The following is a 15,594-nucleotide window of genomic DNA, read 5'->3' on the forward strand; positions in this document are numbered from 1 at the left end:
CCGTGCAAGCGTGGATGATCCCGATCGGTGCCGCGCTGGCCGGCGGCCTGGTGGTCGCGGCGCTCGCCGCGATCGTGTGGCGGATGGCGCGCGCACGGCTCGTCGCGGCGATGACGCGTGAAGCGGACGTGTTGCGCGACGCGCTCGGCGCGGCCGCGACGCGCGCCGATGCGGCGGCGGCAGCGCACGTCGACGCGGCCGATGCATGGGCGCAGCGGGAGGCCGCGCTCGAGGCAGCGCTTGCGCACGCAACGGCCGGCGCCGGCGAGCAGCACGATGCGCTGCAGGCGGTCGCGGCCGAGCGCGCCGCGCTGTCGCAGCATGCGACCAGGCTCGCGGAAGAAGCCGCGCGGTTGCGCGGGCTGGCCGGCACGTTCGAGCGCTGGCACGAGCAGATGATCTCGCTGACCACGCAGAACCAGGACATGCGCACGAAGAACCAGGAGCTGTCGGCGATCGTCGCGCACGTGTCGATCGTGTCGCTGAACGCGTCGATCGAAGCGGCGCGCGCCGGCACGGCCGGACGCGGCTTCTCGATCGTCGCGAGCGAGGTGCGCGGGCTGGCCGCGCGCTCGCAGCAGCTGTCGAACAGCTATCGCGACAGCCTGAATCGCAACGATCTCGTGACGGCCGCGACGTTCCAGGACATCCAGGCCGGCGGCAAGATGATCACGGCCGCGCTCGCGACGGTCGAGACGCTCGCGGGGCACCTGCATGCGCGTCTCGAAGGAGCGGCGGCGTGATCAGTGCGCAGGCCCGGGCCGGCTTCGAGCGGATCTTCTTCGATGCGGCGCGCACGCGGCTCGCATCGGGCGGCGCATGCGAGATCCGGCCGGCGGCCGACGACGCACACGGCGCATCGCACGATCCGTCGCGCGCGAAGCCGCGCTCGACGCCGAACGTGCCGGAGCACGTCGCCGTGCTGACGATTTCGGCGCTGCACTTCCGGCTGCTGCTCGCGCTGCGCTTTCGCGACGACGATGCGACGCGCCGTCATTTCGCCGCCGCGACGCCGGGCGCGAGCGCGCAACGGCCGCTGCCCGAAGCCTTCATGGAAATCGCGAACCTGTGCTGCGGCGCGATCAACCAGGCGCTGATCGCGCCGTTTCCCGATCTCGGGATGTCGACGCCTTACCTGCTGAGCGGCGCGAGCATCGATTACCTGCCGGCGCTGAACCCCGGTCACGTGGCGGCGTACGACGTGACGCTCGGCGGCGACGTGCGGATCGGCGCGACGTTGTGCATATGCGCGAACGCGCCGGTCGATTTCCACGTGCCGGAAGCGGCCGCGGTGGACACGGGCGGCGAGCTCGAACTGTTTTGACCGATTCCGAGGATTGAGCGAGATGACCGAAGACCAACCCGTGAGCAAGGTGCTCGTGCTCGACGAAAGCCGCGAGCATGCCGCGACGATCAAGCGTTTCTGCGACGAGCACAACCTGGTCGGCCTGACCGTGCGGCGCAACCGGCTGCTGAAGGTGCTGCGCTCGAACATCGATCTCGGCGCGATCCTGCTCGCCGAGGATTACGGCGGCTCGCCGGCCGAGAGCGCGATCATCGCGACGCAGATCGACGCGCTGCGCCCGGAGCTGCCGATCATTCTGCGCCGCACGTCGCCCGCATCGCGCGACGCGCTGCACGACGGGCTGCCCGATGCACTCGCGCGCGTCGCCTGCGCGGCCTACGCCGGCGACGACCTGACGCCGCTCAAGCACGCGATCGACGAATACCTGTTCGGCCGCGACTACCCGAATGCGCTCGTGCGCGGCATCGCGGAGATCACCGAGGCGCGGCTCGACAGCCTGTTCCCGGGCCTCGCGATCGAGCGCGACACGCCGTGCATCGTGCGCGACCAGATCATCTTCGGCGAGGTGTTCAGCCTGATCGCGCTGGAAAGCGCGTGGTGCCGCGGCTACATGCTGCTGCAGACGAGCGAGCAGCCGCTGCTCGACATGATCGGCGGCACGCGCGACGACGGCCGCGCGCCCGATTTCCGCGACGTGAACAGCGTGCTCGGCGAGCTGACCAACCTCGTGTGGGGCGCGTTCAAGAACCGCTATCTCGGCGACGCGGAGGCGCTTGCCCGCCATCCGGTGCAGGTGCCGCTCGTCGTCAATCACAAGCAGAAGTTCATTTCGTTCGGCGGCGACTGTCCGCAGCTCTGCTTCAAGTACCGGATGACCGACCCGGCATCGGGGCGCTCGGTGCAGCTCGACCAGCGCTTCGTGTTCAGCCTGAGCTGGTCGCCGGAGGATTTCCGCGAATCGGTGCAGGACGTGGGGCCGATGGTCGAATCGGGCGAACTCGAACTGTTTTGAATATCGACGTCGGCAACGACGAAAGGGGAAGAAAGCATGGCAAAGATTCTGGTGGTCGACGATTCGGGCACGGTGCGCGACGAAGTCGCGGGTTTCCTGCGCAATCACGGGCTCGACGTCGCGACGGCGGTGGACGGCAAGGACGGGCTCGCGAAGCTCAAGGCGACGCCCGGCGTGCGCCTCGTGATCAGCGACGTGAACATGCCGAACATGGACGGCCTGACGATGGTCGAGAAGATTCGCGGCGAACTGGCGAACGCGTCGGTCAACGTCGTGATGCTGACGACCGAAAGCAGCCCGGCGATGAAGGAGCGCGGCAAGGCCGCCGGCGTGAAGGGCTGGATCGTGAAGCCGTTCAAGGGCGACGCGGTGCTCGACGCGCTGAAGAAGCTCGCGGGCTGATGCGCGCGACGAGCGCGGCCCGGCAACCGGTTCACGTTCCGCATTCAACGCTGCGGTTCGGGTTGTGCGGCCGCTGTGGCGCCTGTTGCGGCTGTTGCACCGATGCGGGCGAGTTTCTGCGGATGTCGGTCGTCGTGCCGGACTGCGTCCCCGGACTGAACGCGGGCTCATGTCATCCGGAGATCGCGTTCACGACGTGCGTGGGCCTGACCGCGCGCGAAGGCGCTGCCGCCCTTGAAGAGCCTTCAGCGCGGCGCCGGCACGGCGGACGCGAATTCGTCGACGACCGCTTCGATCACGGCCTGCACGCGCGCGGTCTTGTAGAGATCGGCATGCGCGACGAGCCATACGTCGAAATGATTGCAGCGCCGTGCCATGAGCCGCACCAGTTCCGGTTCGGCGTCGGCGCGAAAACACGGCAGCTCCGCCACGCCGAGCCCGGCAATGGCGGCTTCGACCAGCATCATTGTCGACGACGTCTGGAACATCACGCGGCCGCGTGATGTCGGTTCGCCGCACAGCGCTTCCCACATCGTCGGCACCACCGGCTGCTGGTACATCACCAGGTCGTGGCCTGCGAACGCGCTGCCCGGCGCCGGTTCGCCGCGTTCGGCCAGGTAGCCGCGCGACGCGTAGATGCCGGTTTCGAGATGCCCGAGCCGCCGGACGATCAGGTCGGGCGATTCCGGCCGCAACGTGCGAATCGCGAGATCCGCTTCGCGACGTGTGAGGTTGGCGATTTCGGCCGACGTCACGCACACGACGTCGATGCCCGCGTGCTTGCGCCGCAGGCGGGCGATGGCCGGCACCACGAAGCGCTTGCCCAGCGAGTCGGTGGTCGCGATGCGCACGGAGCCGGCCAATTGCTCGTCGAAGCCCATCACGCGCCGCTCGATGGTGAGCGACGCGCGCTCCATCGTTTCCGCCGGCTCGCGCAGCGCTTCGCCGGCGGGCGTCAGTACATAGAGGGTCGGCGTGCGCAGGAACAGGCGCGCGGACAGTTCGTCCTCGAGCGCGGCAATCCGGCGCCCGACGGTCGCCTGGTCGACGTTCAACTGCGTGGCCGCGCCGCGCAGCGTACCGGCGCGGGCCAGGGCCAAAAAGAAGCGGGCGTTGTCCCAGTTCAGGCGCATCAGCGGACTCCGTCAGGCAGGTGGATGCATTTCTGCATCACGATAATGCGAAATTACCACTTTTCTGCATGGTGTGCGGTTCCTAGACTCACGGCATCAGCCTGGAGTTCTCATGACCGATTGCACGTCCCGTTGCACTTCTGCCCGCACCCCTGTACCCGTCGCCGCGCCGACGACGGCCGGGCGGCCGACCGCGCGCGAACGCCGCTTCACGCTGGCGCTCGTCGCGATCGGGATGTTCATGGCCGTACTCGATTCGACGATCGTCAACGTCGCGCTGCCGGCGATGCGCCTGAACCTCGGCGCGACGGTCGCGGGGCTTGCATGGATCGTCGATGCGTACACACTCAGCTTCGCCGCGTTGATCCTCGCGGGCGGCGTGCTGTCCGACCGGTTCGGCGCGAAGCACGCGTATCTCGCGGGCCTCGCGCTGTTCGTCCTGGCGTCGGCGGGATGTGGCTTTGCGCCGTCCGTGACGGCGCTCGTCGCCGCGCGCTTCGTGCAGGGCGTGGGGGCGGCGCTGTTTCTGCCTGCCTCGCTCGCGATCGTGCGCAACACGTTCGACGTGCCGGCCGAGCGGGCGCGGGCGATCGCGGTCTGGGCGAGCATCGCGTCGGTGGCGGCGTCCGTCGGGCCGGTGCTGGGCGGTGTGCTGGTGGAGGATTTCGGCTGGCGCAGCGCGTTCCTCGTCAATGTGCCGACCGGCGCGCTGGCGCTGATCGGCGCGGCGATGCTGGTGCGTGGGTCGGGCCGACGCGCCGCGCGCCGCTTCGACTGGGCCGGTCAGTTCGCCAGCGTGACGGCGCTCGGTGCGCTGTGCTTCGCCGCGATCGACATGCCGACGCACGGCCCGCGCGCGACGGACGTGCTGGTCGCGCTGCTGGTTGCGGCGCTCGCTTGCGCAGTGCTGATCGTCGTCGAGCGGCGCGCCGCCGATCCGATGGTGCCGCTCGCGTGGTTTCGCAATCGCGTGTTCGTTGCGATGAATCTGATGGGCACGCTGGTCTATGTCGGCTATTTCGCGCTGCTGTTCATCCTGAGCCTGTACCTGCACGGCGGCCTCGGGCTGAATGCGCGGCAGACCGGGCTGATGCTGTTGCCGCTCGCCTTGAGCCTGTCGCTCGGCAACGTGTTGTCGGGCAGGCTGCACGGACAGGCCGGCGCGACGCAACTGATGGCCGGCGGGCTGATGCTCGCCACGTGCGCCGTGCCGGCGCTCGCGGCCGCGCTGACGATGCGCGCGCCGTGGCCCGTTGCGTGGGCGGCGATGGCGGCGTTCGGCACCGGCACCGCGTTGTCCGTGCCGCCGATGATCGCGACCGTGCTCGAACAGGTGCCGGCGGACGCGGCCGGTGTCGCATCGGGGTTTCTCAATGCGGCGCGGCAGGCAGGGAGCTTGTTCGGCGTCGCGTTCGCGGGTGCCGCGACGATGCTGTTGCCGAATCCGGCGGCGGCGCTGCGCGCGGTCGCGGTGCTCGGTTTTACCGCGTACGCGGTCGCTGCGCTGGTCGCGCTGATGGCCGGCGCACGGATCGCGAAGCCGGCGCGCGGGCAGACGTGACGCGCGAGGCGTCCGCTTCGCCATGCGGTCGCGCACAAGCGTGCTTCGGATGGCCACCGGTCGGCCCCGCTGGACGTCGCGCGCAATGTGGAGGACGATTCGTGATCGTGTGAGTCGCGAATCGGGCGGGCGCCGCCCGTTTGCGCCGATCGAACCCTGCGAGCGGAGCATCATGGAAACCCGTCACGAGACACCCGAGCCGATCCTGTTGCGTGAAGACCGCGACGGCGTCGTTACGTTGCGACTCAATCGGCCGCAGCAGTTCAACGCGTTGTCGGAGGCGATGCTGGCGAGCTTGCAGGACGCATTCGATTCGCTGGCCGCCGATCCGCGCGTGCGCTGCGTCGTGCTGGCCGCGCAAGGCAAGGCGTTCTGCGCGGGCCACGATCTGCGGCAGATGCGCAGCAAGCCCGAGCTCGATTACTACCGCGCGCTGTTCGCGCAATGCAGCCGCGTGATGCTCGCGATGCGCGCATTGCCGGTGCCGGTGATCGCACGCGTGCACGGCATCGCGACGGCGGCCGGCTGCCAGCTCGTCGCCGCGTGCGATCTCGCGATCGCGGCCGACACCGCGCGCTTCGCGGTATCGGGCATCAACGTCGGGCTGTTTTGTTCGACGCCTTCCGTCGCGTTGAGCCGCAACGTATCGGCGAAGCGCGCGTTCGACATGCTCGTCACCGGGCGTTTCGTCGATGCGGCGACGGCTGCCGCGTGGGGGCTCGTCAACGAAGCGGTGCCCGAGGATGCGCTCGACGCGGCCGTCGCGCGCAAGGTCGCGGAGATCGTCGCGAAGAGCCCGGCGGCGGTGCGTTACGGCAAGCAGATGTTCTACCGGCAGCGCGAGTTGCCGCTCGACGACGCGTACGCGTTCGCGGGCGACGTGATGGCGCGCAACATGATGGAAGAGGATGCCGGCGAGGGGATCGACGCGTTCCTGGAGAAGCGCCAGCCGACGTGGCGTTCGTGACGCGTCGCGCAGCGGCAGGGCGGATGCGCGTTCTCGTCAGAGGGGCTTGCGTCCCGCACGCTTCGTCGCATCGAGAGTCGTGAAGACAAACGGGCCGCTCGTGAACGGCGGCCCGCACATGTGTCCGGAAGATCCGGATGCGCGACGACGCGCGAGCGTGCCGCCGCATCCGCGACCTGCGTGCTTGCGTGCCTGCGGACGTTAGCGCCCGTAGCTGCCCGTGCGCAGCGCTGGCTCGGCCGTCGACGCGCCCGGCGGCACGATCACGACCGGCACGCGGCGCGCGAGCGCGCACATCAGCTCGTAGCCGATCGTGCCGCTGGCTTCCGCGACGTCGTCGACCTTCACCCGATCGCCCCACAGCTCGACGCTCGACCCGATGCCTGCCTGCGGGCACGGCGTCAGGTCGACGGTCAGCATGTCCATCGATACGCGGCCGACGACGCGCGTCATCACGCCGTCCACCGCGATCGGCGTGCCGGTCGGCGCATGGCGCGGATAGCCGTCCGCATAGCCGCACGCGACGACGCCGATCCGCATCGGCTGGTCGGCCGTGAAGCGGCGGCCGTAGCCGACGGTTTCTTCCGGCGCGAGCGTCTGCACGCCGATGATCTTGCTGGTGAGCGTCATTGCGGCCATCAGCGGCGTGTCGGCGATGTGCCGCGCCGCACCGGTCGGCGACGCGCCGTACAGGATCGTACCGGGCCGCACCCAGTCGCGATGCGCGCGCGGATGCCACAGCACGGCCGCCGAATTCGATGCCGAGCGCTCGCCCGGAATCCCGGCGGTAGCCGCATCGAACTGCTCGAGCTGCCAGTCGACTTCGCCTTCGTCGGCGTTCGCGAAGTGCATCATCAGCGTGATCTTGCCGATCGACGGCGCGCTCGCCGCGCGTTCCCATGCGGCGCGGAATGCGTGCGGCCGGTAGCCGAGCCGGTTCATCCCGGAGTTCATCTTGAGTTGAATGTCGATCGGCTGCTGCGGCTTCGCGGCGATCAGCAGGTCGAGCTGCTGGTCGCAGTGCACGGCCACCGTCAGCCGGTGGCGATCGGCGAGTTCGACGTCGGCCGGCTCGAAGATTCCTTCGAGCAGCAGCACCGGCTTGTCCCAGCCGAGCTCGCGCACGCGCACGGCTTCGTCGAGATCGAGCAGCGCGATGCCGTCGGCGGCCGCGAGGCCCGGATAGATGCGCTCGATTCCGTGACCGTATGCGTTGGCCTTGACCACGGCCCACACGCGCGACTGCGCGGCGGTGCGGCGGATGAAGTCGAGGTTGTGGCGGACGGCGTCAGGACGGATATGGGCGACGATGGGACGGGGCATGGGCGGCTCGGGTCGAAAGTCGTTCGGTGCGCGCGGCGGCGCGATTCGGGGCGGCAGGCTCGCGCGGCAACGCACCGAGCCAGTGTTGAGCGCTATCTTATTGGTGTTCGACCAGTTTTAATTAACGTATTTGTCGACGATTTGGTGGAATTTTGGGTGCCGGACCATCGCCATCGCGGCTTCCGCCGGCCGCCGGTGCCGAGTCCCCCGTCTAGAAAACCGGTGCGCGATCGGCGCGGCACAATGCTAAGCTTCCAGCGATCATGTCATTGAACAATGTAATCATAAAGGAGGAGACTTTGATGACGACGTCCCAGCTGTGCCTGTTCATCGTGGCGCTGTTGCCGTTCCCGATGACGTTCCTGGCCAAGGCCCGCAAGGGTTACGACAACCATGCGCCGCGCGAGTACCTGGCGAAGCTCGCCGGCTGGCGTGCGCGGGCACAGGCCGCGCATCAGAATGCGTGGGAAGCGCTGGCGCTGTTCACCGCTGCATTGGTCGTGGCATGGCACAACGGCGCGAACGCGCACCACGTCGACCAGCTCGCGATGGCGTTCGTCGCGACCCGCATCGTCTATGCGTTGATGTATCTGCTGAACTGGGCGTCGCTGCGCTCGCTCGTGTGGTTCGCCGGCATGGCCTGCGTCGTCGCGCTGTTCTTCGCTACGCCGTGACGCGATGACGGGCCGCCGGCACCGGCTTCGCGTGCCGGCCCGTCATGCGCCGCCCGCGCCGCGCGCATGGTTGTCGTTGGATGCGGGCGCAACGATCTTCGCGATATTGAACGGCGGTGCATCCGCTTCGCGATGCAGGAACGCGATCAACGGATCGAGCAGCCGGTGCCGCGTCGACGGATTGCGGCGCAGCACGAAGCGCCATGACGCATCGCGCGCGAGGCCCGGCACCAGCGGCACGAGGCGGCCGCTGCGCAGTTCGGGCTCGATCAGCGGCACGCGGCCGAGCGCGATGCCCGCGCCGCCGACCGCCGCGCCGATCACCTGGCTGAAGCTGCTGTAGCGGACGATCTTCGTTTCGAAATCTCCCGGCAGTCCGAACGCCGACGCCCAGTTGCGCCAGTCGATCTCGGGGCTGTCCTCGTGCATCTCCTGCAACAGCCGCGAGCGGCACACGTACCCCGATGCGTACGGGAACAGCTCGGGGCTGCAGACGGGGAACACGGTTTCCCGTATCAGGATGTCGTCGTCGGCGCGCAGCCGATGCGCGGGCACGTGCACGATCGCAAGATCGACACCGCTGCGCGCGAAGTCCGGTTCGTCGTCGACCACGACGGCGTGCAGCGGCGTTTCAGGGTGGAGCGACGAGAATTCGGCGAGACGGCGCGCGAGCCACATCGACGAAAACGGCGCGTTGGCGGACACCGTGAGCCGTTGCGTGGCGGTGCCGCGAATCTCGGCGCACGCGTCGGTCAGCTTCGACAGCGCATCGCTGACGGCCGGCAGCAGGCGCGCGCCCGCCGGGGTGAGGCCGATGCCGCCGAGCCCCGTGCTGCGTTCGAGCAGCCGTGCCCCCAGCGATTCCTCGAGCGCGCGGATCTGGTGACTGATCGCGCTGGTCGACACGTTCAGCTCGGCCGCCGCGCGCGCGAACCCGCCGAGGCGGACGGCCGCCTCGAAAGCACGCAACGCGCTGAGGGGAGGAAGGTGCGACATGCGGGGTATTGTAGTTGACTCAACACCCGTTGAAAAATCATCTTTTGCCGCGCGTCGGGCGCGCGGGTAGCCTTGGTCCGGTCAATAAAACCGCAACGAAAAACCGACCGGAGGGCTTCATGTATTTCGACCGACGACTATGGGCAATGATGGCGGGATTGCGCGGGCGGGTCGCCGCCGCGGTCGCGCTCGGGCTGCTCGCGATGGGCGTCGGCATCCTGCGTTTCGTGTTTCTCGGCCGCGTGCTGGCGCTCGTGTTTTCCGGCGCACCGGCGCGCGATATCGCCGAAACCGTCGCTGCGACGGCGGCCTGCGTGCTGCTGCGCGCATGGCTCGACCATCGCCGCACGCTGCTCGCGCAGCATACGGCCGGGCGCGTGCAGTCCGCGCTGCGCGCGCGGCTGTTCGACCGGATCGCCGCGCTCGGCCCCGCGTGGTTCAGCGGCGAGCGCACGGGCGGCGTGATGCTCGCCGTCGTCGACGGCGTCGAGCAATTGCAGACCTTCTTCGGCGTTTACCTGCCGCAGTTCGTGATCGCCGCGTGCGCGCCGGTGATGATCTTCGCGGTGCTCGCATGGTGGGACGTGCCGACGGCCGCGGTCCTGCTGGTCGCGGCACTCGTCACGCTCGCGCTGCCGCAGCTCGTGCATCGCGCGGATCGTCGCGCGGCGCTCGCGCGTTCGTCGGCGTTCAAGGCGTTCGGCGAGGAGTTTCTCGATGCGGTGCAGGGCCTGCCGACGCTGAAGGCGTTCGGCCAGAGCCGCGCGTTCGGCGCGAAGCTGGCGGAGAAGGCGCGCGCGCTGTCCGACAGCACGTTCTGGGTACTCGCGCTCGGGCTGCTGACGCGGCTCTTCACCGATCTCGGCACCGGGCTCGGCGCGGCGGCGGCCATTGCGGTCGGCGCATGGCGCGTGCGCCACGGCGACATGAGTCTCGAAGCGCTGCTGATCGTGCTGATGGCCGGCAGCGAGATCTTCCGGCCGCTGCGCGACCTGCGCGCGGTGCTGCATCAGGGGATGATCGGTCAGTCGGCGGCGAACGCGATTCACGCGCTGCTCGACGCCCGCAGCGAGACGCCGGCCACCGTGGCGCCGCGCGTGCCGCAGGTGCGGCCGGAGATCGCGTTCGACGGTGTCAGCTTCGCGTATCCGGGGCGTCGCGCGGATGCGCATGCGGCGCTGAGCTTCACGGTCCGCGAAGGCGAGACGGTCGCGATCGTCGGCCCGAGCGGCGCGGGCAAGTCGACCATCGTGCGTCTGCTGCTGCGCCAGCACGATGCGCAGGGCGGCGCGATCCGCATCGGCGGCCACGACGTGCGTGCGCTCGACGCCGACCAGGTTCGCGAAATGATTGCCGTGGTCGCGCAGGACGCGGCGCTGTTCGACGGCAGCGTCGCCGACAACCTGCGGCTCGGCCGTCCCGACGCGAGCGACGCCGACATGATCGCCGCCGCGCGTGCGGCCAACGCGCACGACTTCATCTCGGCGCTGCCCGAAGGCTACGCGACGCGCATCGGCGAGCGCGGGCTCATGCTGTCGGGCGGCCAGCGCCAGCGGATCGCCATTGCGCGGGCGCTGTTGCGCGACGCGCCGATCCTGCTGCTCGACGAGGCGCTGTCGTCGGTCGATGCGGAGAACGAGGCGCTGATCCAGCAGGCGCTCGACCGGCTCACGCGCGGCCGCACGACGCTGGTGCTCGCGCACCGGCTGTCCAGCGTGATCGGCGCGGACCGCATCCTGGTGCTCGACCAGGGGCGTGTCGTCGACGAAGGCGCGCATGCCGAACTGATCGCGCGCGACGGCCCGTATCGCCGGCTGATGGGGCCGCAGCTCGAAGCGGCGACCGAAGCCGTCGGCACGGCCGCGGCCGGCGGCGGCACGGGTGCACGTGCTGCGTCGGGCCCGCAGGTCCGGCCGCTGAACGACGACGCGGCGACGATCGGCTGGCCGGACACCCTGCGCACGCTGCTGCGGTTCGTGCGACCGTGGACGGGCAAGGTCGTGCTGACCGTGCTGTTCGGGATCGGCCGCGTGCTCGCATTCATCGGCGTCGGCGTGATCGGCGCGCTGGTGGTCGGCGGCGTGTCGACCGGGCATGCGAACGGCGCGCTCGTCACGGCGCTGCTCGTCGTCGCGCCGGTCGCGGCCGTGCTGCACTGGCTCGAATCGTGGCTCGCGCACGACATGGCGTACCGGATGCTCGCGGAAATGCGTATCGCGCTGTTCGCGACGCTCGAACGGCTCGCGCCGGCCGGGTTGCTGCGCCGTCGTTCCGGCGACCTGGTTGCGCTCGCGACGCAGGATGTCGAGACCGTCGAATACTTCTATGCGCATACGCTCGCACCCGCGTTCGTCGCGGTGCTGGTGCCGGCCGGCGTGCTGGTGCTGCTCGCGTCGATCGCATGGCCGCTTGCGCTGGTGCTGCTGCCGTTCCTGCTGTGGGCCGGGCTGGCCCCGGTGCTGGCGCGGCGCGATGTCGACCGGCTCGGCACCGGTGCGCGCGAAGCGCTCGGCCAGCTCGGCGCGCACCTGACCGAAACGATCCAGGGCCTCGCGGAGCTCACTGCGTTCCAGGCGATCGAGCGGCGTCGCGCCGCGTTCGTCGCGCAGGCCGATGCGTACCGGCGGCAGCGCGCGAAGCTGCTCGACGACCTGTCGACGCAAAGCGCCGCGCTCGAAGTCGCGAGCGGGCTCGGCGGGCTGGCCGTCGCGGCGCTGGGCGCGCTGCTCTGCGCGCGCGGTTGGTTCGCGCACGAATCGCTGCCGCTGCTGGTGCTCGTCGCGGTGGCCGCGTTCATGCCGGTTGCGGAGATCGGTCAGGTCGCGCGGCAACTGGCCGACACGATCGCGTCGACGCGCCGCTTGCGTGCGCTCGAGAAGGAGCCGGTGACGGTCGTCGACGGCACGCATGCGCTGTCCGGCAATGCGACCGTGCGGTTCGAGGAAACGGGTTTCACGTACCCGGGCCGCAGCGTGCCGGCGATCGACCGCGTGAGTTTCGAGGTGCCGCCCGGCAGCACGGTTGCGCTGGTGGGCGCATCGGGCGCGGGCAAGTCGACCGTCGCGAGCCTGCTGCTGCGCTTCTGGGATCCGCAGCACGGGCGCGTGACGCTCGGCGGCGTCGATCTGCGCGATCTGCGGCTCGACGATCTGCGCCAGCACATCGCACTCGTTGCGCAGGATACCTACTTGTTCAACGACACGCTCGAAGCGAACATCCGGCTCGCGGCAAACGATGCGTCGGCCGCCGACGTGCAGCGCGCGATCGACCAGGCGGCGCTCGGCGACTTCGTCGCGCGGCTGCCCGACGGACTCGCGACGCGCGTTGGCGAGCGCGGTGTGCAACTGTCGGGCGGGCAGCGCCAGCGGGTCGCGATCGCGCGCGCGTTCCTGAAGGATGCGCCGGTGCTGATCCTCGATGAAGCCACGTCCCATCTCGACACGATCAGCGAACAGCAGATTCGCGCGGCGCTGGAGGACCTGATGGCACAGCGCACGTCGGTCATCATCGCGCACCGGCTGTCGACCGTTCGCAATGCCGACGCGATCCTCGTGATCGAGCACGGCCGGATCATCGAGGCGGGAACGCATGCGCAACTGATCGCGCGGCAGGGCGCGTATGCGCGGCTGGTCTCGCATCAGGCGAGCGGGGTGGCGGCGTGAGCGACGCCGCTTCGAAGCCGCGTTGGCCGGTATTTCCGCTCGACGCGGCGCCGGCTCGTTAAGTGGTGCCGGCAGCGGCCGGCGCGCTCCCCAACCGAACGACCGCATGCGTCGTCGCCTCGCATCCGTTCGCGTTTTCCTTTCTTCCGACTTATCCCTCCAGCCCGGCTCGGGTTTGTCTCGATGCAATTAGCCGTTGCGGATATTTTTGTTGTCGTAGTATCGCCATTGACAACACTTGTTGCACTAAGGTCTAATTCAACATCGCATGTTGCGGTGCGACCAGATGTCGTCGTTCCCCGGCCAGCCGGCCGGTTACATCGCTCAATCATGCGGAGAAATGCCATGAGTCGTCGTTCCTTCCTGAAAGCTGTCGCGGTGGTCGCCGCGCTCGGCGCCAGCATCGCGCACGCGGATACCAAAACGCTCGTCGTCGGGACCGATACGTCGTTCATGCCGTTCGAGTTCAAGCAAGGCGACAAGTACGTCGGCTTCGATCTCGATCTGTGGGCGGAGATCGCGAAGGACCAGGGCTGGAAGTACACGATCCAGCCGATGGATTTCGCGGGTCTGATTCCGGCACTGCAGACGCAGAACATCGACGTCGCGCTGTCCGGGATGACCATCAAGGAAGAACGGAAGAAGGCGATCGACTTCTCCGCACCGTATTACGATAGCGGGCTCGCGGCGATGGTGCAGGTCGGCAACACGTCGATCAAGTCGATCGACGACCTGAACGGCAAGGTGATCGCCGCGAAAACGGGCACTGCGACGATCGACTGGATCAAGGCGCACCTGAAGCCGAAGGAGATCCGCCAGTTCCCGAACATCGACCAGGCGTATCTCGCGCTCGAGGCCGGCCGCGTCGACGCGGCAATGCATGACACGCCGAACGTGCTGTTCTTCGTGAACAACGAAGGCAAGGGCAAGGTGAGGGTCGCGGGCCAACCGGTCAGCGGCGACAAGTACGGGATCGGCTTCCCGAAGGGCAGCCCGCTCGTGCCGAAGGTCAACGCGTCGCTCGTGAAGATCAAGGCCGACGGCCGCTATGCGCAGATCTACAAGAAATGGTTCGGCGCCGAGCCGCCGAAGATGTGAGCGTGACGGCACAACATGGCGCGGCCGGGTGGCCGCGCCGGTCTTGAATCGAACGGGGAGCGACACGTGAATTTCGATTGGTCGGCGATCTGGGCGGCGTTGCCGGACCTGATGGACGGGGTTCGGTTGACGGTGTTCATCGCATTTTTCGGGCTGGTGGGCGGGTTCGTCGTCGGGATGATCGCGGGCATGTTCCGCGCATACGGACCGAAGGCGATGAACGTGCTCGCGCAGGTTTATATTGAGTTGATCCGCGGCACACCGATCGTCGTGCAGGTGATGTTCCTGTACTTCGCGCTGCCGCTGCTCGCGCATATCCGGATCGACGGCCTGACGGCCGCGATCATCGCGATCACGGTGAATTCGGGCGCGTATCTCGCGGAAGTGGTGCGCGGCGCGCTGCTGTCGATTCCGAAGGGGCTGACGGAAGCGGGGCTCGCGATGGGTCTGTCGATGCCGCGCGTGCTGCTGAAGGTGGTCGGGCCGCTCGCGTTCCGGCGGCTGATTCCACCGCTCGGCAACCAGTGCATCGTGAGCCTGAAGGATACGTCGCTGTTCATCGTGATCGGCGTCGGCGAACTGACGCGCAAGGGGCAGGAAATCATCGCGGGCAATTTCCAGGCGGTCGAGATCTGGACTGCGGTGGCCGTTCTTTACCTGCTGCTGACCGGCGCGATGACGCTGACGCTTCGGCTCGTCGAAAAGAGGATGAGGATCCTATGAGCATGATCGAATTCCAGAACGTGTCGAAGAGCTTCGGCCATGTGCCGGTGCTCAAGCATATCGACCTGAAGATCGACGCGGGCGAGGTGGTCGTCGTGATCGGCCCGTCGGGCTCGGGCAAGTCGACGATGTTGCGCTGTATCAACGCGCTCGAAAAAATCACCGGCGGCGAACTGCTGGTCGACGGCCAGAGCGTGCGCGGCAACGCATCGACGATCCGCAACATCCGCCTCGAGGCGGGCATGGTGTTCCAGCAGTTCAACCTGTTTCCGCAAATGACCGCGCTCGAGAACGTGATGTTCGGGCCGATCCAGGTGCGCGGTGCGTCGCGCGCGGATGCGCGCGACCAGGCGATGGCGTTGCTCGACAAGGTCGGTCTCGAATCGCGCGCAAATCATTATCCGTCGGAGCTGTCGGGCGGCCAGCAGCAGCGCGTCGCGATCGCGCGCGCACTGGCGATCCGGCCGCGGCTGATGCTGTTCGACGAGCCGACGTCGGCGCTCGATCCGGAATTGCGCCACGAAGTGCTGAAAGTGATGCAGGATCTCGCAACCGAAGGGATGACGATGATCGTCGTTACGCACGAGATCGGCTTCGCGAAGCGGGTCGGCACGCGGCTGCTGTTCATGGATCAGGGCGGCATCGCCGAGGACGGCCATCCAGTCGACCTGATCGACCGGCCGCCGACACCGCGCCTGAAGGAATTCCTGAAACACGTGTCCTGAACCAAACCGACT

The 15,594-nt window shown here is 68.5% G+C and carries 14 protein-coding genes; 11 read left to right on the forward strand and 3 right to left on the reverse strand.

The features are described from left to right. The first annotated feature begins 2 nt into the window (after positions 1 to 2). The 4 genes from DCN14_RS05750 to DCN14_RS05765 are packed head-to-tail and all read left to right on the forward strand — an operon-like array spanning position 3 to position 2,720. Positions 3 to 743 (forward strand): methyl-accepting chemotaxis protein, encoded by a 741-nt coding sequence (locus DCN14_RS05750; RefSeq protein WP_240327276.1) that lies wholly within the window; start codon positions 3 to 5, stop codon positions 741 to 743. Further along, positions 740 to 1,324, forward strand: a complete 585-nt coding sequence (locus tag DCN14_RS05755; protein WP_096499211.1) for a hypothetical protein — start codon at positions 740 to 742, stop codon at positions 1,322 to 1,324. The genes DCN14_RS05750 and DCN14_RS05755 overlap by 4 nt, the downstream gene beginning before the upstream one ends. 22 nt (positions 1,325 to 1,346) lie before the next feature. Continuing rightward, the gene (locus DCN14_RS05760; RefSeq protein ID WP_096499209.1) at positions 1,347 to 2,318 is read left to right on the forward strand and encodes a chemotaxis protein CheX; all 972 of its coding nucleotides are present in this window, start codon (positions 1,347 to 1,349) and stop codon (positions 2,316 to 2,318) included. Between the two features lie 36 nt (positions 2,319 to 2,354). Then, positions 2,355 to 2,720, forward strand: coding sequence for a response regulator (locus DCN14_RS05765; protein WP_060238818.1), 366 nt, complete (start codon positions 2,355 to 2,357; stop codon positions 2,718 to 2,720). Between the two features lie 245 nt (positions 2,721 to 2,965). Here DCN14_RS05765 and DCN14_RS05770 read toward each other — a convergent pair whose 3' ends face one another. Beyond that, the gene (locus DCN14_RS05770; protein ID WP_172441854.1) at positions 2,966 to 3,847 is read right to left on the reverse strand and encodes a LysR family transcriptional regulator; all 882 of its coding nucleotides are present in this window, start codon (positions 3,845 to 3,847) and stop codon (positions 2,966 to 2,968) included. A gap of 118 nt (positions 3,848 to 3,965) precedes the next feature. On the opposite strand from DCN14_RS05770, the gene DCN14_RS05775 reads away from it, so the two are divergent. Together DCN14_RS05775 and DCN14_RS05780 are read left to right on the forward strand one after the other, a co-directional pair. Then, complete coding sequence (locus tag DCN14_RS05775; RefSeq protein WP_096499205.1) at positions 3,966 to 5,414, forward strand: MFS transporter; 1,449 nt, start codon at positions 3,966 to 3,968, stop codon at positions 5,412 to 5,414. Positions 5,415 to 5,586: 172 nt separating this feature from the next. After that, a complete protein-coding gene (locus DCN14_RS05780) occupies positions 5,587 to 6,381 on the forward strand; it encodes an enoyl-CoA hydratase (RefSeq protein ID WP_096499203.1) in 795 nt (264 codons plus the stop codon). Positions 6,382 to 6,582: 201 nt separating this feature from the next. Here the strand turns inward: DCN14_RS05780 and alr are convergent, their stop codons facing one another. Next, a complete protein-coding gene (gene alr, locus DCN14_RS05785) occupies positions 6,583 to 7,704 on the reverse strand; it encodes an alanine racemase (RefSeq protein WP_096499201.1) in 1,122 nt (373 codons plus the stop codon). A gap of 302 nt (positions 7,705 to 8,006) precedes the next feature. On the opposite strand from alr, the gene DCN14_RS05790 reads away from it, so the two are divergent. Next, on the forward strand, positions 8,007 to 8,378 hold the full coding sequence (locus DCN14_RS05790; protein WP_096499199.1) for an MAPEG family protein: 372 nt from the start codon (positions 8,007 to 8,009) through the stop codon (positions 8,376 to 8,378). 42 nt (positions 8,379 to 8,420) lie between these two features. Here the strand turns inward: DCN14_RS05790 and DCN14_RS05795 are convergent, their stop codons facing one another. Then, entirely contained in the window at positions 8,421 to 9,374 is a 954-nt protein-coding gene (locus tag DCN14_RS05795; protein WP_096499197.1) for a LysR family transcriptional regulator, read from the reverse strand. 119 nt (positions 9,375 to 9,493) lie between these two features. Here DCN14_RS05795 and DCN14_RS05800 point away from each other — a divergent pair, with 119 nt between their 5' ends. The 4 genes from DCN14_RS05800 (at position 9,494) to glnQ (ending at position 15,582) form a co-directional block, all read left to right on the forward strand. Next, positions 9,494 to 13,036, forward strand: coding sequence for an ABC transporter ATP-binding protein (locus tag DCN14_RS05800; protein WP_096499195.1), 3,543 nt, complete (start codon positions 9,494 to 9,496; stop codon positions 13,034 to 13,036). A gap of 345 nt (positions 13,037 to 13,381) precedes the next feature. Further along, positions 13,382 to 14,134 (forward strand): glutamine ABC transporter substrate-binding protein GlnH, encoded by a 753-nt coding sequence (glnH, locus tag DCN14_RS05805; RefSeq protein WP_096499193.1) that lies wholly within the window; start codon positions 13,382 to 13,384, stop codon positions 14,132 to 14,134. A 15-nt stretch (positions 14,135 to 14,149) separates the two neighbouring features. Then, positions 14,150 to 14,857: a glutamine ABC transporter permease GlnP gene (glnP, locus tag DCN14_RS05810; protein WP_172441851.1), complete on the forward strand. Its 708-nt coding sequence runs from the start codon at positions 14,150 to 14,152 to the stop codon at positions 14,855 to 14,857. Beyond that, positions 14,854 to 15,582 carry a glutamine ABC transporter ATP-binding protein GlnQ gene (gene glnQ / locus DCN14_RS05815; RefSeq protein WP_014899691.1) on the forward strand — a complete coding sequence of 243 codons (729 nt, stop codon included), beginning with the start codon at positions 14,854 to 14,856 and terminating at the stop codon, positions 15,580 to 15,582. The genes glnP and glnQ overlap by 4 nt, the downstream gene beginning before the upstream one ends. Positions 15,583 to 15,594: the final 12 nt, after the last annotated feature.

It is taken from the genome of Burkholderia sp. IDO3, assembly GCF_003366075.1.
Classification (GTDB): domain Bacteria; phylum Pseudomonadota; class Gammaproteobacteria; order Burkholderiales; family Burkholderiaceae; genus Burkholderia; species Burkholderia anthina.

Coding starts and splice junctions, on each gene's coding strand:
- glnH (WP_096499193.1), top strand. CDS start 13,382: ATGAGTCGTCGTTCCTTCCTGAAAGCTGTCGCGGTGGTCGCCGCGCTC.
- DCN14_RS05800 (WP_096499195.1), top strand. CDS start 9,494: ATGTATTTCGACCGACGACTATGGGCAATGATGGCGGGATTGCGCGGG.
- glnQ (WP_014899691.1), top strand. CDS start 14,854: ATGAGCATGATCGAATTCCAGAACGTGTCGAAGAGCTTCGGCCATGTG.
- DCN14_RS05765 (WP_060238818.1), top strand. CDS start 2,355: ATGGCAAAGATTCTGGTGGTCGACGATTCGGGCACGGTGCGCGACGAA.
- glnP (WP_172441851.1), top strand. CDS start 14,150: ATGGCGCGGCCGGGTGGCCGCGCCGGTCTTGAATCGAACGGGGAGCGA.
- DCN14_RS05775 (WP_096499205.1), top strand. CDS start 3,966: ATGACCGATTGCACGTCCCGTTGCACTTCTGCCCGCACCCCTGTACCC.
- DCN14_RS05780 (WP_096499203.1), top strand. CDS start 5,587: ATGGAAACCCGTCACGAGACACCCGAGCCGATCCTGTTGCGTGAAGAC.
- DCN14_RS05790 (WP_096499199.1), top strand. CDS start 8,007: ATGACGACGTCCCAGCTGTGCCTGTTCATCGTGGCGCTGTTGCCGTTC.
- DCN14_RS05760 (WP_096499209.1), top strand. CDS start 1,347: ATGACCGAAGACCAACCCGTGAGCAAGGTGCTCGTGCTCGACGAAAGC.
- DCN14_RS05795 (WP_096499197.1), bottom strand. CDS start 9,374: ATGTCGCACCTTCCTCCCCTCAGCGCGTTGCGTGCTTTCGAGGCGGCC.
- alr (WP_096499201.1), bottom strand. CDS start 7,704: ATGCCCCGTCCCATCGTCGCCCATATCCGTCCTGACGCCGTCCGCCAC.